The organism is Bacteroidota bacterium (assembly GCA_036522515.1).
Taxonomy (GTDB): Bacteria; Bacteroidota; Ignavibacteria; order UBA10030; family SZUA-254; genus VBOC01.
In genome coordinates, this window is sequence record DATDFQ010000056.1 from 257,327 (window position 1) to 281,874 (window position 24,548).

The window sequence follows — 24,548 nt, forward strand, 5'->3', positions numbered from 1 at the left end:
CGTGAGTGCTGCGGGTCTGTGGCTACCACGGGAGGCGAAGGCGGATGTGAGGGGCACGCGTCCGCCTTGCAGTCAAAATGTCCCGGTGAGCAATCGCCGGGGCATTTTATTTTTTTTTTGGTCCGGGCGTGATGCCGTAACTCTGATTGATCTTTATCGTGCGGGAACAAGGCTCTTCAACACCGACCGCACCAGACGGGGCTGGAGCGAGTCGGTGGTGGTCACCTTTCCCAGTCCCGCTGGAAGCACAAACCTTGCTTTCCCTTCCCGCCCGAAGATGGCCCCGATCAGGGAGTCCATCCGGATGAACCCGAGATCGGGCCGGAATGCGATCCGTTCCAGCAACCGGTTGATTTCTTCCCAGGCCGGTTTGTCGATGACTCCCGCCGCCCTGGCGATCGCGAGCTCCCACCGGAGCCCGACGACGACCGCCTCGCCGTGGTGCAGCCTGAAATTCGACAATTCCTCGAGGACATGGCCGATCCTGTGTCCGAGGTTCAACACCATCCTCCCCCCTTCGGGACGCGTCTCCCGCTCGTCTTCAGAAATCATCGCGGCCTTCAGCATGTTGCAGCGCACGACTGTCTCCTCGAGGATCTCCGGATCCAGCCGCACGATCGAATCGAGATGCGCGTCGATGAACGCATAGATCCCGGCGTCGAGAATTGCGTACTTCAACACCTCCCCCAATCCGCAGATGAGCTCCCGGGGGGTAAGCGTCAACAGGAGATCGATGTCGGAGAAGACAAACTTCGGCTGGTAGAACGTTCCGACGGCGTTTTTCGCAAGGGGATGGTTGACGCCCACTTTCCCCCCGAGCGCGCTCTCCACCTGGCCGAGGAGCGTGGTGGGGATCTGCACGAACGGCGTGCCGCGCCGGTAGTTTGCTGCAACAAATCCGGCCACGTCGCCGACCACCCCTCCGCCGAAGGCCGCGATAGCGGAACCTCGCCGGTGGCCCGCCCCGAGGAGTTGCGTGGTCATCGTGTTGAAACGGGAGAGCGACTTCTGCCGCTCACCGGCGGGCATGAGGAGGGGGATGAACGGGATTCCGGAACGCCGCAGGATGCCGGATAACCGCTTCAGGTGCCGGGAGGCGACGTTTCTGTCGGACACAATCGCGATCCTGGACGAAAGTTTGTGCGAGGAGAATTTCCCGGGAAGATCGGTCAGAATCCCCCGCCCGACGTAGATCGGGTAGCTCCGCTCGCCGAGCTCGACCGTGATCGTGCGCATGAGCGGCCGCTACTCCACAAGCTGGTTGATCGCCCGCACGATCTTGTCGACCGTGAGCCCGACCGGCTGGTCGCCCGTCACGATCGTGAGATCGGCCTGCTCATAGTAGGGCGCGCGCTCGGTCATCAGGAACGAGATCCTCTCGCGGAGGTCCGATTCGCTCAGGCGCTCTCCCTCCGGCGTCAGGAGGAGGGGCCTGTTGGTCTTATGCCTGACCCGCCGCAGGATTTGATCCACGCTCGCCATGAGATAGACGAGTACGCCGGAAGACTTCACGATCTGGAGGTTCGCCGTGTTTGCGATGGTTCCGCCGCCGAGGGAAACAATGCAGCCCTCCAATCTGCTCGACTCCCGGAGGAGCCTCTGCTCGGTTTCGCGAAAGTATGTTTCACCGTGGTCCGTGAAAATATCCGACACTTTCTTCCCGGTGACCTGTTCGATTTCCGCGTCGATATCGCGGGAGGTGTACCCGAGCGTGTTGGCGAGGATGGGCGCGATGGTGCTTTTACCGCTCCCCATAAAGCCCGTCAGGTAGATGAGGTTCTTCCTGCGCCTGGTCATGCCTCAGAAATGAACGACAATCCCGAGGGTCACCGTCATGCCGTCGATGCTGACCCGGGATTGAAGGGGCGCCTGGTCGAGGAGGATGGTCCTGCCGAGATAGGTGGTGGTGAGGGTTTCGAACCGGTTGACCGTTTCGAACTGAACGTCCCGGAATTTCAGGTCGCTCCGGAGAGAGACCGCCGGCCTCAGCCAGTACTCGATTCCGCTGAGCACATGAATGCCGTAGCCGGTGTTTCGTTCGACCGTGGGCGCTTCGGCTCCGCCCAGGCGGTAACTCCGGGTCCCGAGATAAATTCCGCCGCCGCCCCCCATGTAAATTTGAAGCTTCGAGTCTCCGAGGGGAATCAGAAAGTACCCGGAGAGCTCTATCGGGATTGCGGTGAAGCCGTCCTGGGCGGGGATCGACGTCGTGGAGGTGACGGGGATGGAGACGGTTCCGTTCTTGGAGATGTACTCTGCGCTGAGCCCGACCTGCACGCGGAACTGGTCGAAATTCCGGCGCAGATCGATGCCGGCGCTGAAGATGTCGTCGAGGGGAAGGAACTGGCTCCGGATGATCTGATCGGGATCCTCGGGGTGATGGAACAGCTTTGAGGAGGAAATGAAGGTCCCGAACAGAGCGATGCTATAGGGTTGTTCCTGCGTGAACGCGGCCGCCGGGGTGAGAAGAAGGGCACAGAGGGCGGCGATCCCGGGGTGGCGCACAGGAAATCTCCTTCATCCGGATTTTGGGAAGGTCCTACTTGTAAAACTGGTCGCGGTTGTCGACGATATCCGCGCTTTTCTTCAACTGGTCCGACCAGTCGGTCAGGAACCGGGTTCTCTTGTCCGTCATCAGTTGGCTGCGGATCGCATCCTTCTGGCTCTTGTAGAGCGTGGAATCGAACGGGGTCTTGTTCACGATCCTCGCCAGATACACGCCCCGCTGCCCTTCGATCGGTTTTGAAATCTCACCGGGCTTCAGCTCGGAGATCCCGCCGATGAAACCAAGGTCGCGGCCGAGACCCGGAATAAAGCTCCCCATCGCGAAGGGGGGGAGGTGCTGCACGCTGAGACCGGGCTTTTTTTGCGCAATCTTCTGCAGGCTGTCCGCGCCGGAGGCCGACTGGCGCAACTCAAGCGCCATCGCCTTCAGTTTCTCCATCTTCTTCTCGTGACGGAGCTGGGTCTCGATCGAAGTTTTCAGTTCGTCGAACGGGCGGATTCCGGCTTCTTTGACTTCCGAGATCATGAACACGGCGGTCCCGGTCTGGACGCTGAGAGGATCGCTGATCGCGCCGGCCTTTCCGCTGAACGCAAACTTGTTGACCGCGGAATTCATACCGACGCCCGGAATGATTCCGTTCTTGACGAAGGGAGGAGTCTCGTTGATGGAATACTTGTTCTTCTCCGCCTCCTTCGTGAAATCACCCTGCTGCGAGAAATAGGAGAGTTCCTGCGCGTGCTGCTGGAGGTCGCTCTTTGTCTTGGAGCTGACCGCGATCGCCATATGGAGGTCCGCGATCTTCACCTCCCGGTTATCCCTCGCGACCACCTGGATGATGTGGTATCCGAACTGCGTGCGGACGGGCCCGATGATCTGTCCCGTGCGCGCCTTGAATGCCGCCTCGTCGAACTGTTTCACCATGCGGCCCTTGCCGAACCATCCGAGATCTCCCCCGCGGGCTCCCGAGCCGGCGTCCTTGGAATATTTCTTGGCGAGGGCGGAGAAATCCTCCCCGCGCTTCGCTCTCGCGTACAAATCCTTCGCGGTCTTCAGGGCCGCCACGCTGTCGTTGTTCTCGATGTTGACCAGGATGTGACGCGCGTTGATATAGTCGTCCTTCCCCGCGCGGATGTCGAGCACTTTGATGAGATGGTATCCGTCGCCCTCAAGTGTGGGGCCGATCAGGTCTCCAGCCTTCGCGCCGAAGACCGCCGTGTTTCTCGGTTCGGAAAGTTCGCCGCGCTTGAAGTACGTCTCGGAGATCGGTGTTTCCGAGTAGGTCTTTGCGAGGTCCAAAAAGTCCGCCCCGGAATTCGTCCGTTTGACGATGTCCTTCATTTCCGCCAGCACGCCGTCGGAATCGGCGCGCGACGCCTGCTCGAAGAACAGGACGTACTTGAGCCGTCTCGAGGCATCGACTTTGTATTCGCCCGTATGATCGTTGTAGTACCGCCGGAGCTCGTCGTCGGAAACCTTGACTTCGTCGTCCTTCACGAGGACCGCCGGGTCGAAGAGGATGTAATCGGCTTCGCACCTGATGTTCTGGTCCGTGAACCGCTGGAGTATCTCGTCGTCGGTGACCCGCACGCTCGCGAGAACCGTGCTCTGCAGCTTTTCCCGCAATCTCTGTTTCCGGAGAAAGTCTTCGACGGTCAGCAACTGCTTCTTGTTGCGGGGATCGAGGAGGGCGGACTCGTAGCGCTGCCGGTCGAAGGTGCCCGTGGAATCGACGAATTGCGACCGGAGGAAGTCGGGAGGATTATCGCCCCGGACCCAGTCGATCAGTTCCTGGTCGGTGACGCTGATATTAAATTGTTTTGCCTGTTCGTCAAAAAGACGCTGCTCGACGAGCTGGTTCCAGACCTGGTCCCGGATGTTTCTCAACTGGTTTTCATCCGGCTCGGTGCCTGTCTGGGTCTTCTGATTATCCGACATCTGTCGGACGATTTCGGAGAAATCCTTGTAGGAAACCGGATCACCGTCGATTTTTCCGACTTCGAGGCCGGCCTGGGTTTGCTGGTTATGCCTGCGGCCTGTGATATCCATTCCCCAGTCCAAAACGATGTAGACGACGAAGAGTCCCGCAAAGACGGAGAAAAAGGTCGTCAGTCTTTCTCGTATGCTGGTCATTAACGGCATGAAAAGGGAGTCCTTACGTGAACGATGGTCGATTCTAGCACAAAATATACGAGAAAAATGGCTTAGAAGCAAAAAAACCCCATCCATCTCTGGACGGGGTCCTCTCGCCAAGCCTCAAAAAGCGGGTTCTTCAGTTCCCCGCCGCAGGTTTCGCTTCCTCCACCTTTGAAATCATGATCCCCCGGACGCCCGCTTTGGTCCTGACAATTCCTGTCGCTTCGACCTGATGGGCGACATGCTCCAGAAGGACCGCGTTGGGTCCCGTGCTATGATCATCCGGGAGGACTGACACATAGAGCTTCCCGTCCTTCGTGAGAATGCCGAGCGGAGTTCCGGCCTTCGCGCACGCCTCGGCGCACGACTTGTGGCCATCCCCCATCCCAGAGTCGCCATGCCTGAGATAACAGGACACGTCCACAACCTCACCCTTGACGGTGGTTTCCTTCTCCTTCGAGGCCATCTTCGCATCGCTTTTTGCCGCCTTCGGAGTCCCCTGCGCGTAAATCAGGCCGACTGCACAGGCGAGAACCAGAACGAGTAGGATTAATGCAGTTCGTCTCATGAAACGCTCCTTGAAATAGTGGTGGATTCGAGTGAGTTGCGGGATATCAATGTGTGTTCCGGAATTCCAGGTTTCTCAAGAATAGGAACGAATCCCCCTCCGGGGAAGTTCCGCACGCAATTGATACAGTGCGACTGCCCGGAAGTATCTCAGTCTGGCCATACTTCAACCCATCTCGTCATGCTGACACGTTGTTGGTCAGCATCTTTAAACGCTTTTAGAAAGATCCCGACCTAAAGCATGTCGGGATGACGAGATAAGGTGAAGGGGAAACCCTACTGGATATCCTTATTTTTTGACATAGATATAGAGTTCCTGACCGGGTTTGACGCCGATCGACTTGAGCAGGTTCCATTTCAGGATCTGTTCAACCGTGACCCCATACTGCTTCGCAATCGTGGTCATCGTCTCGCTTTTTTTGACCGTGTGAACCGTCAGATCACCCTCCTCGTCGGTTGCCGTCCCGGAGGATGAAGTTTTCGGCTGCGCGGCGGGTGCTGTCTCGGTTTTCTGGCCGGCGGGGCTCGGAGACCGGCCCGTTGTGCGTGTTCGCTTCGGCGCCGCGGAGGAGTCCTGCTTCTGCGACTCGGCGGTCTTCTGGTTCTTCACACCGGGGGCGGGCACGTTCTGGCTGGTCTCAGCCGCTTTCCGGGAGGCCGGAACAGGGATGGGGGGTTTTTCATCCTCCGTAATTTGCGGAGGAGCGCTCACCGCCGGTTCCTTCTTCGCGGCGACACTTGGATGCGGTTTTGCGGGGAACGCCGCTTCCTCCACCGGCTTCAGTAATTGCTGCGCCGTCCACTTGCTGACCACGAATAACTGGGGGGTGTTCGAGACCTGGACGTAGTACCTGGACGAGTCGGGAGGCGCCGGGAAGAGACTGATCGTGACGTCCTCGGCCGCATGAATTCCGAGCGCGGCCGGATGCGTCTGCATTTTCATCAGAGAGTCGACAAAGTCGTCGGCGTGTAGGTTCGCGAGCTGGTTGAGCGTGGAACTCATGCCGGCCGCGTCGAGAGTCTTCTCGGCCGATCTCCATCCCGAGCTATCGCGCTGAAACCTGGTTTCCTTGTTCGCCACCGTATAGGTCAGCTGTTTGACCGATTCGGAGGGAATGGAGACGATCGATTTGTCGCGCCATTCTTTCACTTCCTTGTTGATCGTCCAGGTGTCGAGTCCCTCTCCGAGGTAGACGTCCTTCGAGGAAGGGAGGCGGAAGTAAACCTCCGAGAAGGAAGGCCCCATCTTGCCCACGACCAGCGCGACCGGCTTCCCCGAGCGGTCGGTCACAGAGATTCTTGTCCCCGTACTGTCGACCTGGAAGATGTTCTGTTTCTCCGGATTGGAGGAGATCAGGCTCCCCACCCTGAACTTGGAGAGCCCGCTCAGGAGCTGTTTGATCGAGGTCGCGTCCGCGGCATACCGGAGGGGCGAGGTGATCATCCATTTCCCGCCCACATTCTCGATCGTCACGGACTTCCCTTTCTGTTCGATCTCGATCTTGACGACGGAGGCGGAGTCGACCTTCACGTTGAGGTCCGAAGGCTCATAACTCGATTCGTGTTCCTTCTGCGAAGGCAGGAGAAAGTAGGTAACGGCTCCCAGCACGAGCAGGAGGGAGATCAGGATGATCGTTGACTTGTTCATGCGTTACAGTCCTCTCGATTCGAGTCGTTTTCGCTTCGATATCCGCATTCGCCATCTCACGACGCCGACAAGGATCACGAGAAGGGGAGGTACGCCGAGGTTGATTCCCTTCAGCAGGGTTTTGGTTCCTTCGCCGGTCTCGTCGAGCGGCTTGCTGCTGTTGTCGCGGGCGCGAATCGAGGCAAGCCCGATGTCGTCCGCCAGCCAGTCGATGAGATTGCTCGCAAAGATAAAGTTGTCCTTGTTCCCCCCGGAGAGCTGATCCTGAAGAAAATCGCCGTCTCCGACGACCGCTATTTTCGACGCCCTGCCCGCGACGAACCTCCCGGTCGTGTCGATCTGATTCCGCACCGTGCTATCGATGAGGACCGGCTTGCCGGAGAATGCGCTCATGAAGGATCCCTCGACGGTCACGGCCAGAGGGATTCCCGCCTCCTTGAACATGTCCGGCGTCATCTGGACAGTCGGGTTGATGACAAACACGTTCTCGGCCCTGCCGCTGTGGCCCGAGGATTTCAGGAGAACGCGGGGGGTCAGGCTCTTCGGGCGGGCAAGGCTCGTGTCGATCGAACTGGCGAAGTAGAGCGTGACCGACCGCAGGTCCTTGACGACGGGGCTGGTGCGGTCGAACTCGCTCGCATTGGGGAGGTAGTAAAACGGCACCTGGTTCTGCATGACCATGAACCCCGCCTGCTGGCTCACGGTCACGTACGCGCAGTTGACATCCCGGACGAGGTCGGTGTTGACGCGCACCCCGTACGATTCAAGCATGTCGTCGATGTCGAGGTTCAGCGGACGCGCCTGCTGCGCCTGCAGCGTGGCGTTCACCTTGTTGAGGAGGAACGCGATCTTTCCCCCCCGCATGAGATACTGGTCGATGAGGAATTTCTCCCAGCTCTTGAACGGCTTGTCCGGTGCGACGACGGCGAGCACCGAAAGGTCGGCGGGGATCGCCTTGCCGCCGGAGAGATCGACGTTCGTCACCGAATACTGTTTCGAGAGCATCTCCTGAAGACGGCTCATCTGTTGCAGGGAGGGCTCGCCGTGGCCGGAGAGGAATCCGACCTTCTTCAGTTCCTTCGAGGTGAGCTTCTTCATCGCGGAACTGATCTCGTATTCCAGGTTGGAGGTCGATTGGACGACCGGCAGGTGCTCCTGCTTGTCCCCGAAAAGGAACACGAGCCCCATGTACGCCTCCTGGACCTGCAGCCGGTCCTCCTTAAGGACCTGGATCTGTACCGGCGGGACGCCGTAGCGCTGGGCTTCCTGCTTCAGCTCCTCTTTCTTGCTGGGGTCGATGAACTCATATTGAAAATTCCCCCCCGCGTAGGCCCGGTATTCGTCGAGCTGGTCGTTGAGGTAGCGCTTGTTGTTCTGGTATTCCGGAGGGAGGTCCGAGCTGAAATAGACTTTCACGAGAAACTTGTCGTCGAGCGATTTGGCGAGGTTTCTGCTGGCGTCCGAGAGCGTGTAAATCTTGTCCTGGGTCAGGTCGATCCGCTTGAACAAACGGAGCCCGGCGACGTTGAGGACCACGATCACCCCGAGGGCGAGCAGGAGACGGAGGATCGCCTCGCGGCGGTTCACAGGCGATTTCATCACGCCCACCTCCGTTTCTGAAGCACCACGGTCGCAAGCAGCAGGGAGAAGCCGACCGCGGAGGCGTAATAGACCAGATCGCGGGAGTCGATGACTCCCCGCGCGATGTTCGAAAAGTGATAGTCGATGCTGATGAATTGCAGGATGCTCCCGATCGGGATGATCCCGACAGACGTGGGGAGGTAAAAGAGCACCTTGTCCAGCATGAAGAGGACAAACACGATGAAGAGGCTGACGATAAACGCCACCACCTGGTTTTCGGTCACCGAGGAGCCGAAGACGCTGATCGCAAGAAACACGCCGCCGACGAGCAGAAGTCCGAGATATCCCCCGATCACGGAGCCGGCGTCGAGGCTGCCGACCGCCGCGACGGTCCCGTAGTAGCAGAGCGTCGGGAGGAGGGTGAAGAAGTAGAGCGCCCATGCCGCGAGGAACTTCCCGGCGATGATTTCGCCTTCCTGGATGGGTTTCGTGATCAGGAGCTCCAGCGTGCCGGATTTCTTCTCCTCCGAGATCAGACGCATGGTCATCGCGGGGGCGAAGAAGAGGAGGAGGAACGGCGTCATCTCGAACACCGTGCGGAGGGTGGCGAGATTGCTGATGAAGAGGTTGCTCGTGAAGAACCACCCGAGGATCACGAGATAGACGACGATAACGATGTACGCGACCGGTGAATTAAAAAAAGAGCGGAGCTCCTTCAGAAAAATGTACTTGATGTTGTGAAAATTCATTTGGCCGGATCGGAAGTAAGTTGACGGAAAATATCCTCGAGGCTGGTCTGTTCGCGGTGGAGCTCGAGGAGTCCCCATCCCCTCTGGACACAGAGCAGGAAGAGGTCTTTCCGGATATCCACCGCCCGGGAGGTCGCAATGCTCATTTTCTTCACCCCGTTCCGCTCCTCGAGCAGCGAAACGGTCTCGATGGCGGGGATCGCCTTGACCTGCATGGAAACCAGATCGAACGGCTCGCCGTCGGCGACTTCGACCTCGAACACCACCTTCTCGCCGCCGTGCAGGCTGCGCTGCAGGTCCTCGATCGGTCCGTCCGCGACGATTTTTCCCCGGTTGATGATCACGACCCGGTTGCAGGTCGCCTGAACCTCCGGGAGGATGTGGGTCGAGAGGACGACGGTTTTTTCCTTCCCGAGGTCCTGGATCAGCTTCCGGATCTCCACGATCTGATTCGGATCCAGCCCGCTCGTCGGTTCGTCCAGGATCAGGACCCGGGGATCGTGGATCATGGCAGCCGCGAGCCCGACTCTCTGGCGATACCCTTTGGAAAGCTGGCTGATATCTTTGTGAATCATTTCCCCGAGGCCGCAGATCTGCACCATTTCCTTCAGGCGCCGGGGCACCATGGCCTTCCCGACTCCGAGCAGTTGCGCCGAGTACTCGAGGTATTCGAGCACGTTCATATCCAGATAGAGGGGGTTTTGCTCGGGCAGGTAACCGACGAGGCGGCGGACCGCCAGGGATTCAGCCACGACATCCATCCCCTCGACCTGAACGGAGCCCGAGCTGGGCATGAGATAACTCGTGATGATCCGCATCGAAGTCGTTTTCCCCGCGCCGTTCGGACCGAGGAAACCGAGGATCTCGCCGGAGTGAACCTCGAAGGAAATATCGTCGACCGCCTTCGCGTCGCCGTAATACTTCGAGAGATTGCTTACGAGAATAGACATCGTACTTGCGTGATGTTAGCGAAAAAGAAAAGAAACAGATCGGGGTTCAATCGAGACGAAAATATGATTAAATTTCCAGAAAGAAGCAAAAAAACCTACCGTTCGTAGATCCCCGTCATCTTCGCGGATGCGATGATTTTCCCTTCGAGGGCCTTCCCAAACGCCGAAAGGGAGATGTTTGCCGCGAGATCCAGCGACTCCACGTTGAGCGCGTGGAGAGTCACTATATAGGGATGGGGACCCGAGCCCTTTGGTGGCTCCGGCCCGCCGTATCCTAACATTCCATAGGTATTATAGAGTTCCTTCGAACCGGGGGGCATTGAGGCGCCGGAAGCTCCCTCGGCCAGCCCTGAGGCAGACCGTGGTATGTTCACGGCAATCCAATGCACCCAGTTGTTTGCAACGGGATGGGGATCTACAATCGACAACGCGAACGATTTTGCCTCCGGGGGAACATCAGTCCACGCCAGGGGGAGGGAGATATTCTTTCCGCCTGTCACGCCCGGGTGGGCGTATTTGGTGGGAATTGGTTTTCCGTCTTGAAATGCGGATGAGGAGATGCGCATCGAATTCACCCCCCGCGAAGAACTCCCTTAGGGTTTCCCCGTTTTGAAACTCGCAAGAGCCCGGTCGACCGTCTCGTAGGTGTCAAAGACTTTTACAAGCTGGGTCATGACGAAGAGGTTCTGGACTTTCCCCTCCACGCGCGCAAGGCGCAAATCGCCTCCGGAGTTCCGAACCGTCGTCAGCGCGGCAATCAAGGTTCCGAGGCCGGAACTGTTCATATAATTAACCCCGCCCAGATCGAGAACGACCTGCTTCACCTGGTCGCTGCAAAGGCTATGGATCTTCTCGCGAATAGTCGTCGTGTCGGGCTCGCCAAGCAGGTCGCCCTTCAAGCTCAGGATCGCGACATTATTCTCGATTTTTTCTTTGATCTGCATACTATTCCCTGGATGGTTTCAAATGAAAACACGACAATGAGAGATCAATCATACAAAAACCCTGACATAAAGTCAACTTGGCGATGGGGCAGGCAATGCCGTGCTTTCCTCATTCCCACGCTCTGCGTGGGAACGCCGTTCTGCGGCGCTCTGCGCCGCAACCAGGTCGGGACGCAGAGCGTCCCGGTATGCATTCCGCCGCGGAGCGGCGGAACGAGTAGATGACGTAGGGGCGGGGCTTGCCCCGCCCGGACCGACAGATGATCCGTAATCAGCCCGGGCGACGCATGCGTCGCCCCTACTTCGTAAACAGCTCCACATACTTGTACCCGGAGCCGGTATTGAAAACGACCACCCGGTCGGAGGGCGCGATGAACCCCTGCTGCCTCAATTTCCGGGCCGCAGCCACGCCGGCTGCCCCTTCCGGACAAAGGAAGATTCCCTCGAGAGCCGCAACCCGCGCCATCTCGGAGAGAAGGTCCGAATCCGGCACCGCAACGGCGCAGCCCTTGCTCTCGTAGATCGCCGCGAGGATCATCGCATCCGCAAAAGCCTTCGGGACCCGTAGTCCCGATGCGACCGTTTGAGCTCCGTCCCAGAACGCGGATTCAACCTTCCGTTCGTCGAAAGCGCGGACGACCGGGGCGCAGCCGGCGGCCTGGACGGAGACCATCTTTGGCCGTTTGGAAGAAATCCACCCGAGCGTTTCCAGTTCGTTAAACGCCTTCCACATTCCGATCAATCCTGTCCCCCCGCCGGTAGGGTAGATAATCACCTCCGGCAGATCCCACTCGAATTGTTCGGCGAGCTCGAAGCCCATCGTCTTTTTTCCCTCGAGCCGGTACGGTTCCTTCATCGTCGACATATCGAACCAGTTTGTCCCCGGCCGGAGTTCGTTCATACGCTTTGCCGCGTCGCTGATGACGCCCTGGACGAGCTCGACGCGGGCGCCGAAGAACGAGGCCTCCCGGACATTCACAAGAGGCGTATCCCTGGGCATGAAGATGTGGGCCGCGATCCCCGCCTTCGCCGCATAGGCGGCGAGCGCGCCGCCGGCGTTTCCGGCGGAAGGCATCGCGACCTCCCTGATTCCGAGTTCCTTCGCCCGCGAAACCGCCAGCGAAATTCCTCTCGCTTTGAACGAGCCGGTGGGGTTGAGGCCCTCCTCCTTGATGAAGAGCCGGTCCAACTCCAGTTCCGTTCCCAGCCTCGCGGTCCGGAGCACGGGGGTCGATCCCTCCCCGAGCGTGATGACAGCCGAGTCGTCGCTCACCGGGAGGAGTTTCCGGTATTTCCACAGGCCCCTCTCATGGGAAGCAAAGTCCCGGCGGGGAAGCTCCTTCCGCGCGGCGGAGAGGTCATACTCCGCAACCAGCGCCTTGCCGCATGCGGGGCAAACCGTCTGAACAATGTCTCCGGGGAGGGTCTTGTTGCAGGCACTGCAGCGGAGATGGGTGAAAAATGTGTTGCGCACGTGAAAAAACCTCAAAATGGTAGGCTAATATAAACCGCCCCTCTCTCAGATGCAAAGGAATTGCCTCCGGGGGGTAGTGACTAAATTTGTCTTTGTCATCCTGAGCGTAGCGAAGGATCTCCCTCCATTTTGAAAGCCAAAAGGCCAGATCCTTCGGTCGCTACGCTCCCTCAGGATGACAAATAACGGGAAAATGCATCGCCACCGCCCTCCGCGGCGGGAACTATCGGCGGGAGGTGCCTGTTCTGGTAGGTGAAACTCATCCTCCTACGTATGGCTAGTGAGATGGTGGATTAGGTACGGTGGATAGGCAGAGGTGAGTTCGAACCGCCACACAGCGTGAAATTCAGATTTTGTGTGGCGGTTTTTTTTATGACCCCGGCGAAACCGGGGCAAAAAAAAGGGCCGCCATGGTTTCATGGCGGCCCTTGTGTTAAAACGGGATTAATCGGTGATGATCACAAGGTACTGATCCTGCCAGAACGCGGTCGGTTCGGCGATCGTGATCATCGACTGGTTGTTATCGACCAGCGTTTTCGTGTAAAACTCGGGGCTTCGTTTCGGAATGACCTCGTCGATCTTTCCGTTCACCTGGATCGTCCGCTCCTCAACCTTGTTGATCGGGGTGAAGTATTTCGGGTCGACGCCACTCGCGAGAATGGTGGACGAACCGAGCAATCCCCAGAGGAAGCCGCCGTCTTTGGCGATGATCCCCTTCTGCTCCAGATCCGAGCGCTTGCCCACCACATAATAGGCGGTGTTGATCTTCGTCGTTTGAGCCGTGATCACGGCTTCCTTCTCCGTCACCACCCGGGTCTTCTCGGCCACATCCGATTCGAGACCGTGCACTTTCGTTTCGAGCGCTGCGATCGACTGCTCGCGGTCTTCGATTGTCTTCTTCAGAGTTGCGACCATCTTCCTGAGTCCGGAGAACTGGGTCCTGTAGGAGGCCATCTTTGCCTGGACATCGGTCAGCTTTTTCCTGTTTGCGGCCATCGACTCATTAATGGTGCTCAACTGGGTAAGGATCCGCTGGCGGACCTCGCGGTTCGTAGCGTGTTTCCCCGTTTCGAGTCCGCTCGTTTCCGACGCGATCATTTTTTCGCCTGCGCGCACCCCCTCCAGATTGGCGTAGATCTCGTTGATCGATTGAGTGACAGTATCGATGTAGGCGTCACGCGATGAAATGTCCGCGGAAAGCTCACTCGACTTATTGCGCAATTCCGCATTCTGTCTCTCGAGTTCGTCGGTTCTCCCGGTGCAGCCCCCGATAATGACCGCAACGACTATGAGCGAAAGATATTTTGTCATCGGTGTTCTCCTTCTCAAATGCGTTAGGTTGATGGACAAGGCTCGGAACAACAATACTTTCGGCCGATGTGTTCCGACCCAGGTTGACTAGTCTCTGGCAACATAGTACAAATAGAAGGAGTCAGTGTCCAGTTAAAAATAGTTCATACTGGGCGCTCTGCTAGGAGCTTGTTAATCCGGTGAATTTTTGCTATCTTTCATCCCATTTTAAAAAAAAATTAACTTTGCATCATTCAAAATTGTCCGGAATGGTGCAATTTGTTTTGGATCTGAAGCACTTTTTTCGAACAGCACGGACCGACACTATTGAAAGCGGGGATCATCGCGGCCGGAGACGGGAGCCGCCTCAAGTCTGAAGGAGTTTTGTCCCTGAAGCCGCTGGTGGAAGTGCAGGGCGTCCCCCTGATCGAGCGGCTGATCCGGTCGTACATCGGATCCGGCGTCGAGGAAATCGTTTGCATCGTCAACGAGTCATCCCTGGAGGTGAAGCGGTTCGTGGAGTCGAAGGGCTTCTCCGCCCCCGTGAAGTTTGTGGTTCAAACGACCCCGAGTTCGATGCACAGCCTGTTCGCCCTCGCGCCGCACCTCGAGGGCGGGAGGTTTCTCCTCTCGACGGTCGATTCCATCTTTAACGCGGGCGAATTCGGCAGGTTTTTGGAATACGCCCGGTCCCCCGGGGCGGCGGAAGGAGTCCTTGCGGTCACAAATTTTGTGGATGACGAAAACCCTCTCTATGTTGAGCTCGATCCGTCCTGGAACATTCTCTCCTTTGGACGGAAAAGCGAACAACCCGGCGGGCCTGCCGGCCCTGTCACGCCCCGGGGGCCTGCGGGCGTCTACGGAGGCGGCCGGGGAGCGGCTTCCCTTGATTTCCCCTGGGTCACCGGGGGGCTCTATGTCCTCTCGCCGCGGGTTTTTTCCGAGATGGATGCCGTGTTGAAACTGAACGTCGGCCGCCTGCGAAATTTCCTCGCTCATCTGGTGAACCAGGGATACCGGTTGGAGGGATACCCGTTCTCGAGGATCGTCGACGTCGATCATGCGGACGATATCCGCGCGGCCGAAGAGCTGCTGAGAACCGCCTGATCGTGGCCGGGCTCGCGGGTTACATATCGCCGGTGCAGGGTTTCAAGAGGTCGCTTCTCCGGCTCCAGGAATACTCGCTCTTTCTGTACGAAAACGTCCGCTCCCTCGGCTCCGTCTGGAGGTACCGGCGCGACACGATGGAGCAGATGTACCTCATCGGAGCGCAATCGTTCATGATCGTTTTTCTCGCCGGCCTCTTCATGGGTATCATCATGTCGATCGAGGGGGGCCACCGGCTCGAGACGTTCGGCGCGAAGTTGCTGGTGGGACGAACCACGTCGCTCGCATTGATCCGCGAGCTCGGTCCGGTGATCACCGGGCTCATGCTGGCGGCGAGGACCGGCGCAAAAAACGCCTCCGAGCTGGGGTCGATGCAGGTGAGCGAGCAGATCGACGCGCTGCGCGCCTTCGGAACGAATCCGGTCGAGAAACTCGCGATGCCCCGCCTGGTCGCGGCGCTGATCATGTTTCTTCCTCTCACGCTGGTCGCCGATCTGGTCGGGATCCTCGGGGGGATGTTCGTATCGGATCTCTGGCTTCACGTCGACAAGTCCTTCTACTGGCATTCCGCGATTTACGACCTGAAGCTGAAGGATTTGATCGTCGGCTTCGCCAAGCCCGTCATCTTCTCGTTCTTCATCTCGACGATCAGCTGTTACTACGGCCTCTCCACGACCGGGGGCACGCTGGGAGTCGGAAGAGCCGCCGTGAACGCGGTCGTGGTGGGCTCGATTGTCGTGCTCTTCAACGATTTTATTTTCACCAAGGTCATCTGGTCGATCTTATAAATGATACGTCTCGAACATGTGAGCGTTGAGGTCGAGGGACGCAAGATCCTCGACGATGTCTCGTTCGTCGTGAAGGACGGCGAGACGAAAGTCATTCTGGGCCCGAGCGGAGCGGGAAAAAGCTCGCTTCTCAAGATGATCCTCGGTCTCTGGAAGCCGGACAGCGGGTCGGTGTTCGTCGACGGCACGGAACTGACGCATTTGACCGAGAGGGAGAAGATGCCCGTCAGGCGGCGGATGTCGATGGTGTTTCAGGGGAACGCGCTCTTCGATTCCCTGACCGTGGCGGAAAATGTGGCGTTTTTTCTCCAGGAGCATTCCGACATGCCTCCCGACCAGATCGGGGAGCGGGTGGAGGACTGCCTGGAGTTCGTCAATTTGCCCGAAACGCAGGATCTCCTTCCCGAGGAGCTCAGCGGCGGGATGAAGAAGCGGGTCGCCATCGCCCGGGCGATCGCCTTCAACCCCGAAGTCATTCTCTACGACGAGCCGACGACCGGCCTCGACCCGCTGAATGCGAAACTGATCACGGAGCTGATTATCAGGCTGAAGAAAAAAAGGAACGTGACCTCCGTCGTCGTGACGCACATCCTCCGGGATGCCTTCGCGGTGGGAGACTCGCTCGCCCTGATGAACGACGGGCGGGTCGTCTTCGACGGATCCGCCGAAGATCTTCTCGGGTCGGCCGATTCGTTCGTCCAGAGCTTTCTGTCAGAAATTCGGGAGGAAGCAAACCTGCTATCCCTGCACAAGGAGGGGTCATAATGGATTCCCAGCAACTCCGGTGGTCGAACCTGAAGGTCGGGATCGTCCTGATGATCGGCCTCATCATCTTCGTCTTCATCGTCAGCATCGTGGGCACGGAGCAGAACATTTTCACCTCCACCTACACGGTGAAACTCTTTGTGACGAACGTGCACGGGCTCGTGAACGGCGCGATGGTCACGCTGGGCGGCCTGAAGATCGGATATGTGACGGACCTCCAGTTTCAAACGAGGGACAGCGTGAACGGGGTGGAGGTGACAGCCACGCTCCTGTCGAAGTACCGGGCCTCCGTCACCTCCAGCACGATGGCGCAGATCAAGACCATCGGCCTTCTGGGCGACAAGTACATCGACCTCAGCATCGGGAACCGGAACGAGCCGCCGGTCGCGGAAAATACGTTTATTCCGATCATCGAGTCGTTCGACATCGAAACCGCGGGCCCGCAGTTTAAGTCGGCCCTCGCCGATTTCACCGAATTGATGGGAAGCGCCCGCAGGATCGCCGCGTCCGTTGAAAAAGGGGAGGGGTCTCTCGGAAAACTCGTGAAACGGAACGATGTCGCCCTGGGGATGGAGCGCTTTCTTGCCTCGCTCAACGGGGTGATGAGCGCCGTCGAGAAAAAGAGGGGCCTCCTCGGAGCGCTTGTGTACGACGATTCGCTCTCCCGCGGCGTCTCCGAGGTTTCCTCGAACCTGAGGTCGATCACCGGGCAGATCCGGAAGGGGCAGGGGACCATGGGAAAGCTGATCATGGAGGATGACCTCTACCGCCACCTCTCGTCGTTCACCTCCCGGGCGGATACGCTGATGGCGAAAGCGGCCAGCGACTCGAGCAACGTCTCGAAGTTCATCGGCGACGGAAGATTCTATACCCAGATGAACTCTCTCATGAAGGATCTGAACCTGTTCCTGATCGACCTGAAGGAACACCCGGAACGTTACGTCCACTTTTCGGTCTTTTGATGGGCTTGAAGCTGCCGCTGGCCAAAATCGGTTTCTTTCTCTTCGGTCTTGCAGGATTCGTCTACCTTGTCCTCCATTTCGGCGTCGATCAGATTGCCGCCAACATCAGGCAGGCGGGGTGGAGCCTCTGCTACGTCGTGCTGGTCTGGCTCGTCGTCTACCTCCTGAACGCCTCCGCATGGACGCTGACGCTCGGGGCGGGGGGGTGGAAGATCCCCTTCCTCCGGTTGTTTATCCTGACGGTCTCCGGATTTGCCATCAACTATGTCACCCCGTTTGTGGCCCTCGGCGGGGAGCCCTACAGGGTGAAAGCGCTTTCGCCGCTGCTCGGGACCCAGCAATCGATTTCTGCCGTCATTCTCTACCGGATGGTGCACCTTCTGGGCCACATGCTTGTCCTTCTGTCGGGCATCGTCGTAGCCCTCGCCGTTCTTCCGCTGCCGGTCACGCTCGTCGCCTTGCTGGCATTCGCGGGTCTCCTGATCTGCTGTGTCATTGTCCTGACTGTTCTGGGGCACCGGTATGGCTTCTTCACCAGAGTGCAGTCGTGGCTCGCGAAGACGCCTCTTCTCCGGCGGCTCGCCGGGCTGTTGGGGAAGTACGAGTCCCAGTTGGTCGAAATGGACAGGCGGATCACCGCACCCTACCATCACGCGAGGCCGCGCCTCGTGCTCGCGGTCGCGCTCGAATCCCTCAGCCGGATCTGTATGGGAATCGAAGTCTATTTCATCGTCCGGGGCATCGGGATCGAGATCAGCCTCCCCGAGGCCCTCTTCCTCTATATCGTCTATTCGATCATCATCAATCTTCTCTTTTTTATTCCGTTGAACTTCGGGGCCCGGGAAGGGGGGCTCGCGCTCGGGATGGGAAGCCTCGCGCTGCCGCCTCTGCTGGGAGTCTACATGGGAGTCGTCATGCGCATTCGTGAATTCTTCTGGATCATGCTCGGTTTGCTGTTCATCCTTCTCTCGGGCCACCCCAAGAAGGCCTCGCCGGTGGCTCCCGTATGACGATTCTCCCGCATCTCCTCCTCACGACCGTGGGGGTCCAGGTTCTGGGGCTCGAAGGCAAAGACGTCGCGCTCGCGTACACCTTCGGGTACGGTATCGATCTGGTCGATCATCCGATTAAATTGAAGCTCTATCTCAGGAAGAACGGGAAGAAGAACGAATCGAATTATCACTGGCGGACCCCCCTGCAGGAGCCGGTCGCGCTCCTCTGGATCGTCCCGCTCGGTTTGTATCTGGGGACGTGGGTGCCGGCGCTCTTTTTCGCATCTCATTTTTTTCTGGACTACCTGGTCGGGTATGAAAAACGGCCGTTCTATCCGTTCAGCACTTATTCGACGGAGGGACTGCTCGGCAGATATTCCGACGGAGCGAAGGAGATCTGGACCTGCGCGATCTGCGCTGCGGTGAGTATCGCGCTCGGGTACCAGCAGATTTTGCATTTTGCATCCAACTTGTTTTCCTGAGCGGGCCGATGGGCAGAGAATCAGACGGTTTCCTTAAAATCCCGATTGTCTTCGCGCACGAGAAACTCGGCCTGAGTCCGAACGGAATCTCGACGATCGGCTTCGTGGCCGGGATCGCCGCGGCGGGGCTCGTGGCGGCCGGACTCCTCTTGCCCGGGTTGATCGTGATGGCGGTTTCCCAGATTATTGACGGATTGGACGGGGGGGTGGCCCGCCTTTACAACCTCCAGTCGCCCACAGGCCGGACGCTCGAAACCGTCTACGACCGGTTGAACGAGCTGGCGATCCTGCTCGCCCTCGCCTACACGGGGTATGTCACCTATACGATGGTGGGACTTGCTTTCATCGCGATCCTCCTCGTCACAATGCTGGAGCCGCTCTCCGGATTCGATCCCGGATTCAAGCGCTTCGTCATTTATTTCGGCTATGCGGCGACGCTGCTTTTTCATCTCCGCGGGTTTCAGATTGCGCTGGAAGTCATCTTCTTCGCAAACCTCGCGGGGTTTGCCGTGGGAACGATTCTGGTCGACTACCGCCTCCAGGAGGAAATCGACAGGCAGTCGATGCTCCGGCGCGTACGGGAGGTCGAAGCCGGCATCGCTCAACCCCCCGACGATCCGCCTTCGTTCCTGTCGAGGCTGTTCTCATGAAACTTCGCCTCGCAGGCATTCGAAGGAAAACGGAGTTTTCGCCCAACCATGTGGTGAACGACCTCCTCATCATCAACCAGACGGCCGATGCCCTGAAGGAGATCGGCGCCGAGGTTGCGATGTACGATGAAGGGGTCATTACGCCGGAAACGCTGAAGGAAGACCTGATTTTTTCAATGGCGCAGGGCCCGATCGGGTCGCAGACCCTTCTCAAGATAGCAAAGCGGGGCGCCCTGATCATCAACTCGCCCGAAAGCGTCATGAATTGTTACCGCATCAGCATGATCCGGATTCTGCCGGCTGCCGGGATCCCCTTCCCGAAAAGCGTCGTCGTATCGACGGACTCCGACCTGAATCCACGGCAGGCCGGGTTTACCACCTCCCGGGTGTGGGTCAAGCGGGGCGATGTGCATGCCGTCCATAAGGAGGACGTTTCCCTGGCAAACACCGACGAGGAGGAGCTGACCCTCCTGAAGGAGTTTCACCAGCGCGACATCAGGGAAGCGGTGTTGCAGGAACACCTCGACGGCGACACGGTCAAGTTCTACGGCGTCAACGAGAGCGACCTGTTTCACTGGTACTACCTGAACGGCGTCTACCACACGAAGTTCGACGCGGGGCGTTTGCGCGAACTGGCCTCCGCTTCCGCCGTCGCGCTCGGGCTCTCGGTCTACGGCGGCGACGCGATCATCGGAAGAGACGGCGGCGTCACGGTGATCGATATCAACGACTGGCCGAGCTTTGCTCCCATCCGGGAGGAGGCGAGCCGGCACATCGCGCAATTGATTTATCGAAAGGCGACCGAATTCAAGAAGTCGTCCTGACAACCATTTGTCATCCTGAGGAAGCGTAGCGACCGAAGGATCCCGGTCCACGAAGAGAGAGATCCTTCGCTGCGCTCAGGATGACAATCAAATTTCGGTAGCCGCAAGCTTTAGCTTGCGTGTTTTTAAAAGGATTGAAACATAACTGAGGTTACGGACACAATATGAGAGAATTCAACCATGACAACCACTGAAACACTGCCAAAGAAGGCATCGGTGAAAACCGCGATCCCCGGGCCCAAATCGAAGGAGATTTTCGATTTCGAACAGAAATATATTTCCCCCGGCATTCAGACCATTGCGACCCTCTCCCAGCTCGCGATGGAGAAGGGGGAGGGTTGCGTGATCCAGGACGTGGACGGCAACCGGTACATCGATTTCTTTGCCGGTGTCGCGGTGGCGAGCCTGGGCTACAATCATCCCAAGTACGTAAAGGCTCTCCAGGAGCAGGTCGCCAAAATTCATGTTGGAAGTTTCGCGACGAAAGTCAGGGCTGACCTCTCCAAACTCCTTTCCGATCATGCGGTGGGCGACCTGCGCCGGACGCAATACTACAGCGGCGGTTCCGAAGCGGTGGAGGCGGCCCTGCGGCTTGCGAAGTCGTACACGAAAAAGAGCGAGGTGATCGGATTCTGGGGGGGGTTCCACGGAAAAACGCTCGGAGTCGTCGGCCTGATCGGGGACGATTTCAAGCAGCATCTCGGCCCGCTCCCCTTCGGGATCTATAATACGCCCTATGCCGATTGCCGCCGGTGCCCGTTGAACCACACGTTCCCGGAGTGCGAATGGGCCTGCGTGGATTTCATCAAGCTCAAAATGAAGGCGGAGACGACCAACAACGTCGCTGCGATCATCGTCGAGCCGATCCAGGGAACGAACGGGAATGTGGTGCCTCCCGCAGGGTTTCTGAACCAGCTCCGGCGGCTCTGCGACGAGATCGGCGCCCTTCTGATCGTCGACGAGATGATCACCGGTTTCGGCCGGACAGGCCGGTTGTTCGCCTGCCAGCATGACGAGGTCGTCCCCGACATCATCACGATCGGCAAGAGCTTCGGCGGAGGGTATCCGATGACCGGGCTCATGTCCCGCGAGGAGGTGATCTTCTCGAAGCCGTTCGCGAATCCGAGCGGCAGTTCGTCGAGCTACGGAGGAAATCCCCTCGCCTCGGCCGCGGCCTATGTCACCGTCAAGACGATTCTGGACGAGGGGCTCGTGGAGAATTCCGAAAAGGTGGGCCGCTTCATGCTCGAGCGGCTGATGACGTTCAAGGAAAAATTTCCCTTCGTGGGGGACGTCAGGGGCCGCGGGCTTCTCATCGGCGTCGAGCTGGTGAAGAACAGGAAGACGAAGGAGAAACTCGACAAGGAAACGTGCCGGACCATCTTTAAAGAGTGCCTGAAACGCGGGCTCATCGTCATGGGGTACAATCCCGATATCCGGATCAACCCCCCGCTTGTCATCGATGAAGCCACCGCGGAAGAGGGAATCGATATCATGGAAGAGGTCTTTACGCATGTCGCGGATCGAAGCAACTTATAAAGCGCGCGACGTCGAAGAGACGATCGACATCTATTTTTACCGGCCCATAGGGTATCTGCTCGCCCTGGGGTGCCGGGCGTTGCGGATCAGCCCGAACGTCGTCACGATCGTCAGCATTTTCATCGGCGTTGCCGGGGGTCATCTCCTCTACTACCGCGACGCTGTCCTGAATGTCTGGGGGATGATCCTCTGGGTCCTCGCGGACACACTCGACAGCGTGGACGGGCAGCTTGCCCGCATGACAGACCACAAATCGCGGTTCGGCAGGATTCTGGATGGCCTCGGGGGAAATATCATATTTATGAGCATCTATGGACATCTGTTCGCACGGCTCGTCGTCACGACCGATGTCTGGTGGCCGCTCCTCGTTCTTTTCGTGATTGTCAGCGCGATGAGCCATTCGGTGCAAAGCGCCCTCGCGGATTATTACCGGAATGCCTACATCAAATTCGTGATCGATCCCGCCAAATCGGAGCTTGACGATTCGGTTGAGGTCCGGAAGGAATTGGAGAGCCTCTCCTTCCGGAAGAACCCTGTCAGGAAATTCATGATGCGCGTCTACCTGAACTATACGGTGGAGCAGGAGGCGTTCTCGAAGAATTTCCAGAAACTCCGCCGCCGTGTGGATCAGGAGTACGGCAGGGAGATCCCGGGATGGTTCGCCGACCGCTACCGCGCGCTCAATAAGCCGTTGATGAAGTACTATGCGATCCTGACCACGAACATCCGCATGATCATCATGGCCGTCTGCGTTGTTCTCGACCGCGTTCCGCTCTTTTTCGCCATCGAGATCGTCGGCATCAACCTCGTCATGATCGCGGTGACGATGTACCAGGAACGGCTCAGCGCCCGCCTCCTCGGGGAAATCGATCAACACGGCCACTCCTCCTGATGCTCGAAGGGGCGATTATCGGTTTTGGAAATATCGTCGTGCGGGGCCACATCCCGGCGTATCTCTCGGACGAAGGCCTCCGCAGCCGGGTGCGGATCAGGGCGGTGCTGGACGTATCGGAGCAATCGCGTCCGGCCGCGAGGGAGCTCCTTCCCGATGCGGCGTTCTATACGGACGCCGGGTCGTTGCTGGAAAACGAGAAACTCGATTTTGTGGACATCTGCACGCCTCCGTCGACGCATGCGGGTTTCCTGAAAGAGTTTGCCGCAAGAGGGATCCACATCCTCTGCGAAAAACCGCTCGCCGAGAGTTATGCGGCAGCCCTGGAAGCGTCGCGGCACATCCGCGAACAGAAGGTGGTGTTCGTGCCCTGCCACCAGTATAAGTATTCGCCTCTCTGGAGATCGATTCATCAGATCATCTCGTCGGGAGGGATCGGCAGCGTGGTGCTTGCCCAGTGCAATGTGTTCCGCATGCAGGCCGATACCGGCACCGCCGGCTGGAATCCGCGCTGGCGGACGGACAAAGCGCACGGAGGAGGGGGAATCCTCGTGGATACCGGCGCCCACTACTTCTATCTTGCCCAGTACCTGTTCGGAGTTCCGGACTCGGTTTCGGCGGTGCTCAGGACCCTCAAACACAGGGAATACGGCGTGGAAGACACCGCCCTCGTCACGCTGGAGTACGGCGGGATGATCATGCAATTGAATCTCACCTGGGCCGCCGCCCTGCGCGCGAACAGCGTGACGGTCGTCGGAACCACCGGGAGTTTGACCTACGACGGTTCAAGGCTGGTGCACGTCGACCAGGCCGGATCCCGCGAGATCCCAATGCCGGACGTGTCGGACAAGAACCAGTATGTCGGCTGGTACGCCTCGCTGCTGAAGGAGTTCCTCGACAGGGTGGAACAGGGAAACCGTTCGGAGGACCTCCTGGATGAGGCCGTGACCGTCATGCAGCTCTTGGATCTGAGCGCGGGCGCCTCCCTGAAGGGGTGCGCGGTGAAGATCGCATGAGGGCCGTCCTCTTTGATTTCGGCGGGACGCTCGACACCGGCGGAGTTCATTGGAGTGAGGTGTACCGGGAATTATACAGGCGCTTTGGAGCCGGAGTCACGGACGGGGATGTGGACCGCGCGTTTCTCTGGTCGGAGCAGCAGCTCCTGCTCGACGCCGGGATCCCGGCTGCCACGTTCCGGCAGACGCTCGGGAAGCAACTCTCCCTCCAATTCGCTTTTCTGCATCTTGAAGGCAAGGACGGCCTTCGCGAGACGATGCTCGATCAATGTTACCGCGATGTGCTTGCCGTCGCCGCGAAGTCGGCCGGCGTGCTCGCGGCGGCGCGTCCCGGGTTCAAGCTCGGGGTCGTTTCCAATTTTTACGGGAATCTCCCGATCGTCTGTAACGAGCTTGGCCTCGGGGCCTTTCTCGACGTCATGGTCGATTCGGCACTGGTGGGTCTCAGGAAGCCCGACCCGGAGATATTCCGGTTTGCCGCCGCCCGGCTTTCCGTGGCGCCCGAAGAGACATACGTGGTGGGCGATTCGTACGAGCGGGATATCGCTCCGGCGAAACTCATCGGGTGCCGGACAATCTGGTTGAGGGGCCCAAGCTGGACGACCCCTTCCTCCACCGCGTCCGCCGACTGGACGATCAGGAATCTCGAAGAGGTCACAACGATTCTATCATCTCACTGAAAATGCGAA

At 58.7% G+C, this 24,548-nt stretch carries 25 protein-coding genes; 12 read left to right on the top strand and 13 right to left on the bottom strand.

Translation table 11 applies throughout. The features are described 5' to 3' along the window. Nucleotides 1-153: 153 nt before the first annotated feature. From VI215_11620 to VI215_11680, 13 genes are all read right to left on the bottom strand, one after another. Nucleotides 154-1,236 carry a 3-dehydroquinate synthase family protein gene (locus VI215_11620; GenBank protein HEY6192960.1) on the bottom strand — a complete coding sequence of 361 codons (1,083 nt, stop codon included), beginning with the start codon at nt 1,234-1,236 and terminating at the stop codon, nt 154-156. A 9-nt stretch (nt 1,237-1,245) separates the two neighbouring features. Then, nucleotides 1,246-1,797 carry a shikimate kinase gene (locus VI215_11625; GenBank protein ID HEY6192961.1) on the bottom strand — a complete coding sequence of 184 codons (552 nt, stop codon included), beginning with the start codon at nt 1,795-1,797 and terminating at the stop codon, nt 1,246-1,248. A gap of 3 nt (nt 1,798-1,800) precedes the next feature. Beyond that, a complete protein-coding gene (locus tag VI215_11630; protein HEY6192962.1) occupies nt 1,801-2,505 on the bottom strand; it encodes a hypothetical protein in 705 nt (234 codons plus the stop codon). Nucleotides 2,506-2,539: 34 nt separating this feature from the next. Further along, nucleotides 2,540-4,636 carry a peptidylprolyl isomerase gene (locus VI215_11635; protein HEY6192963.1) on the bottom strand — a complete coding sequence of 699 codons (2,097 nt, stop codon included), beginning with the start codon at nt 4,634-4,636 and terminating at the stop codon, nt 2,540-2,542. A 139-nt stretch (nt 4,637-4,775) separates the two neighbouring features. Further along, on the bottom strand, nt 4,776-5,207 hold the full coding sequence (locus VI215_11640) for a hypothetical protein (GenBank protein ID HEY6192964.1): 432 nt from the start codon (nt 5,205-5,207) through the stop codon (nt 4,776-4,778). 288 nt (nt 5,208-5,495) lie between these two features. After that, nucleotides 5,496-6,854, bottom strand: a complete 1,359-nt coding sequence (locus tag VI215_11645) for a DUF4340 domain-containing protein (protein HEY6192965.1) — start codon at nt 6,852-6,854, stop codon at nt 5,496-5,498. A 3-nt stretch (nt 6,855-6,857) separates the two neighbouring features. Beyond that, nucleotides 6,858-8,453, bottom strand: a complete 1,596-nt coding sequence (locus VI215_11650; GenBank protein HEY6192966.1) for a Gldg family protein — start codon at nt 8,451-8,453, stop codon at nt 6,858-6,860. Then, nucleotides 8,453-9,184, bottom strand: coding sequence for an ABC transporter permease subunit (locus VI215_11655; GenBank protein HEY6192967.1), 732 nt, complete (start codon nt 9,182-9,184; stop codon nt 8,453-8,455). Before VI215_11655 ends, VI215_11650 begins: the two co-directional genes overlap by 1 nt. Beyond that, nucleotides 9,181-10,134 (bottom strand): ATP-binding cassette domain-containing protein, encoded by a 954-nt coding sequence (locus tag VI215_11660; protein HEY6192968.1) that lies wholly within the window; start codon nt 10,132-10,134, stop codon nt 9,181-9,183. The genes VI215_11655 and VI215_11660 overlap by 4 nt, the downstream gene beginning before the upstream one ends. Nucleotides 10,135-10,229: 95 nt before the next feature. Beyond that, nucleotides 10,230-10,700: a YbhB/YbcL family Raf kinase inhibitor-like protein gene (locus VI215_11665; protein HEY6192969.1), complete on the bottom strand. Its 471-nt coding sequence runs from the start codon at nt 10,698-10,700 to the stop codon at nt 10,230-10,232. Between the two features lie 27 nt (nt 10,701-10,727). After that, complete coding sequence (locus VI215_11670; GenBank protein ID HEY6192970.1) at nt 10,728-11,078, bottom strand: STAS domain-containing protein; 351 nt, start codon at nt 11,076-11,078, stop codon at nt 10,728-10,730. Nucleotides 11,079-11,376: 298 nt separating this feature from the next. Then, nucleotides 11,377-12,552, bottom strand: a complete 1,176-nt coding sequence (locus tag VI215_11675) for a threonine synthase (protein ID HEY6192971.1) — start codon at nt 12,550-12,552, stop codon at nt 11,377-11,379. 444 nt (nt 12,553-12,996) lie between these two features. Beyond that, on the bottom strand, nt 12,997-13,863 hold the full coding sequence (locus VI215_11680) for a hypothetical protein (protein HEY6192972.1): 867 nt from the start codon (nt 13,861-13,863) through the stop codon (nt 12,997-12,999). Nucleotides 13,864-14,169: 306 nt separating this feature from the next. Here VI215_11680 and VI215_11685 point away from each other — a divergent pair, with 306 nt between their 5' ends. The 12 genes from VI215_11685 (at nt 14,170) to VI215_11740 (ending at nt 24,539) form a co-directional block, all read left to right on the top strand. Then, complete coding sequence (locus VI215_11685; GenBank protein ID HEY6192973.1) at nt 14,170-14,949, top strand: NTP transferase domain-containing protein; 780 nt, start codon at nt 14,170-14,172, stop codon at nt 14,947-14,949. 2 nt (nt 14,950-14,951) lie between these two features. Further along, nucleotides 14,952-15,737 (top strand): ABC transporter permease, encoded by a 786-nt coding sequence (locus tag VI215_11690; protein ID HEY6192974.1) that lies wholly within the window; start codon nt 14,952-14,954, stop codon nt 15,735-15,737. Then, nucleotides 15,738-16,502: an ABC transporter ATP-binding protein gene (locus VI215_11695; protein HEY6192975.1), complete on the top strand. Its 765-nt coding sequence runs from the start codon at nt 15,738-15,740 to the stop codon at nt 16,500-16,502. Further along, nucleotides 16,502-17,464, top strand: a complete 963-nt coding sequence (locus VI215_11700) for an MlaD family protein (protein ID HEY6192976.1) — start codon at nt 16,502-16,504, stop codon at nt 17,462-17,464. Before VI215_11695 ends, VI215_11700 begins: the two co-directional genes overlap by 1 nt. A 5-nt stretch (nt 17,465-17,469) precedes the next feature. Then, a complete protein-coding gene (locus VI215_11705; GenBank protein ID HEY6192977.1) occupies nt 17,470-18,474 on the top strand; it encodes a lysylphosphatidylglycerol synthase transmembrane domain-containing protein in 1,005 nt (334 codons plus the stop codon). Next, a complete protein-coding gene (locus VI215_11710) occupies nt 18,471-18,938 on the top strand; it encodes a hypothetical protein (protein HEY6192978.1) in 468 nt (155 codons plus the stop codon). Before VI215_11705 ends, VI215_11710 begins: the two co-directional genes overlap by 4 nt. 8 nt (nt 18,939-18,946) lie before the next feature. Next, complete coding sequence (locus VI215_11715; GenBank protein ID HEY6192979.1) at nt 18,947-19,588, top strand: CDP-alcohol phosphatidyltransferase family protein; 642 nt, start codon at nt 18,947-18,949, stop codon at nt 19,586-19,588. Then, nucleotides 19,585-20,412: a hypothetical protein gene (locus VI215_11720; GenBank protein ID HEY6192980.1), complete on the top strand. Its 828-nt coding sequence runs from the start codon at nt 19,585-19,587 to the stop codon at nt 20,410-20,412. The genes VI215_11715 and VI215_11720 overlap by 4 nt, the downstream gene beginning before the upstream one ends. Nucleotides 20,413-20,592: 180 nt before the next feature. Beyond that, the gene (locus tag VI215_11725) at nt 20,593-21,951 is read left to right on the top strand and encodes an aspartate aminotransferase family protein (protein ID HEY6192981.1); all 1,359 of its coding nucleotides are present in this window, start codon (nt 20,593-20,595) and stop codon (nt 21,949-21,951) included. Next, on the top strand, nt 21,926-22,843 hold the full coding sequence (locus tag VI215_11730) for a CDP-alcohol phosphatidyltransferase family protein (GenBank protein HEY6192982.1): 918 nt from the start codon (nt 21,926-21,928) through the stop codon (nt 22,841-22,843). Before VI215_11725 ends, VI215_11730 begins: the two co-directional genes overlap by 26 nt. Beyond that, complete coding sequence (locus VI215_11735) at nt 22,843-23,859, top strand: Gfo/Idh/MocA family oxidoreductase (GenBank protein HEY6192983.1); 1,017 nt, start codon at nt 22,843-22,845, stop codon at nt 23,857-23,859. Before VI215_11730 ends, VI215_11735 begins: the two co-directional genes overlap by 1 nt. After that, complete coding sequence (locus tag VI215_11740) at nt 23,856-24,539, top strand: HAD family hydrolase (protein ID HEY6192984.1); 684 nt, start codon at nt 23,856-23,858, stop codon at nt 24,537-24,539. The genes VI215_11735 and VI215_11740 overlap by 4 nt, the downstream gene beginning before the upstream one ends. The last annotated feature ends 9 nt before the right edge of the window (nt 24,540-24,548 follow it).

Excerpts from the sequence above, each read along its gene's own strand:
- VI215_11620 (HEY6192960.1), bottom strand. The coding sequence starts at position 1,236 with ATGCGCACGATCACGGTCGAGCTCGGCGAGCGGAGCTACCCGATCTAC.
- VI215_11625 (HEY6192961.1), bottom strand. The coding sequence starts at position 1,797 with ATGACCAGGCGCAGGAAGAACCTCATCTACCTGACGGGCTTTATGGGG.
- VI215_11635 (HEY6192963.1), bottom strand. The coding sequence starts at position 4,636 with ATGACCAGCATACGAGAAAGACTGACGACCTTTTTCTCCGTCTTTGCG.
- VI215_11640 (HEY6192964.1), bottom strand. The coding sequence starts at position 5,207 with ATGAGACGAACTGCATTAATCCTACTCGTTCTGGTTCTCGCCTGTGCA.
- VI215_11645 (HEY6192965.1), bottom strand. The coding sequence starts at position 6,854 with ATGAACAAGTCAACGATCATCCTGATCTCCCTCCTGCTCGTGCTGGGA.
- VI215_11650 (HEY6192966.1), bottom strand. The coding sequence starts at position 8,453 with ATGAAATCGCCTGTGAACCGCCGCGAGGCGATCCTCCGTCTCCTGCTC.
- VI215_11655 (HEY6192967.1), bottom strand. The coding sequence starts at position 9,184 with ATGAATTTTCACAACATCAAGTACATTTTTCTGAAGGAGCTCCGCTCT.
- VI215_11660 (HEY6192968.1), bottom strand. The coding sequence starts at position 10,134 with ATGTCTATTCTCGTAAGCAATCTCTCGAAGTATTACGGCGACGCGAAG.
- VI215_11665 (HEY6192969.1), bottom strand. The coding sequence starts at position 10,700 with ATGCGCATCTCCTCATCCGCATTTCAAGACGGAAAACCAATTCCCACC.
- VI215_11670 (HEY6192970.1), bottom strand. The coding sequence starts at position 11,078 with ATGCAGATCAAAGAAAAAATCGAGAATAATGTCGCGATCCTGAGCTTG.
- VI215_11680 (HEY6192972.1), bottom strand. The coding sequence starts at position 13,863 with ATGACAAAATATCTTTCGCTCATAGTCGTTGCGGTCATTATCGGGGGC.
- VI215_11695 (HEY6192975.1), top strand. The coding sequence starts at position 15,738 with ATGATACGTCTCGAACATGTGAGCGTTGAGGTCGAGGGACGCAAGATC.
- VI215_11700 (HEY6192976.1), top strand. The coding sequence starts at position 16,502 with ATGGATTCCCAGCAACTCCGGTGGTCGAACCTGAAGGTCGGGATCGTC.
- VI215_11710 (HEY6192978.1), top strand. The coding sequence starts at position 18,471 with ATGACGATTCTCCCGCATCTCCTCCTCACGACCGTGGGGGTCCAGGTT.
- VI215_11715 (HEY6192979.1), top strand. The coding sequence starts at position 18,947 with ATGGGCAGAGAATCAGACGGTTTCCTTAAAATCCCGATTGTCTTCGCG.
- VI215_11720 (HEY6192980.1), top strand. The coding sequence starts at position 19,585 with ATGAAACTTCGCCTCGCAGGCATTCGAAGGAAAACGGAGTTTTCGCCC.
- VI215_11725 (HEY6192981.1), top strand. The coding sequence starts at position 20,593 with ATGACAACCACTGAAACACTGCCAAAGAAGGCATCGGTGAAAACCGCG.
- VI215_11730 (HEY6192982.1), top strand. The coding sequence starts at position 21,926 with ATGTCGCGGATCGAAGCAACTTATAAAGCGCGCGACGTCGAAGAGACG.
- VI215_11735 (HEY6192983.1), top strand. The coding sequence starts at position 22,843 with ATGCTCGAAGGGGCGATTATCGGTTTTGGAAATATCGTCGTGCGGGGC.
- VI215_11740 (HEY6192984.1), top strand. The coding sequence starts at position 23,856 with ATGAGGGCCGTCCTCTTTGATTTCGGCGGGACGCTCGACACCGGCGGA.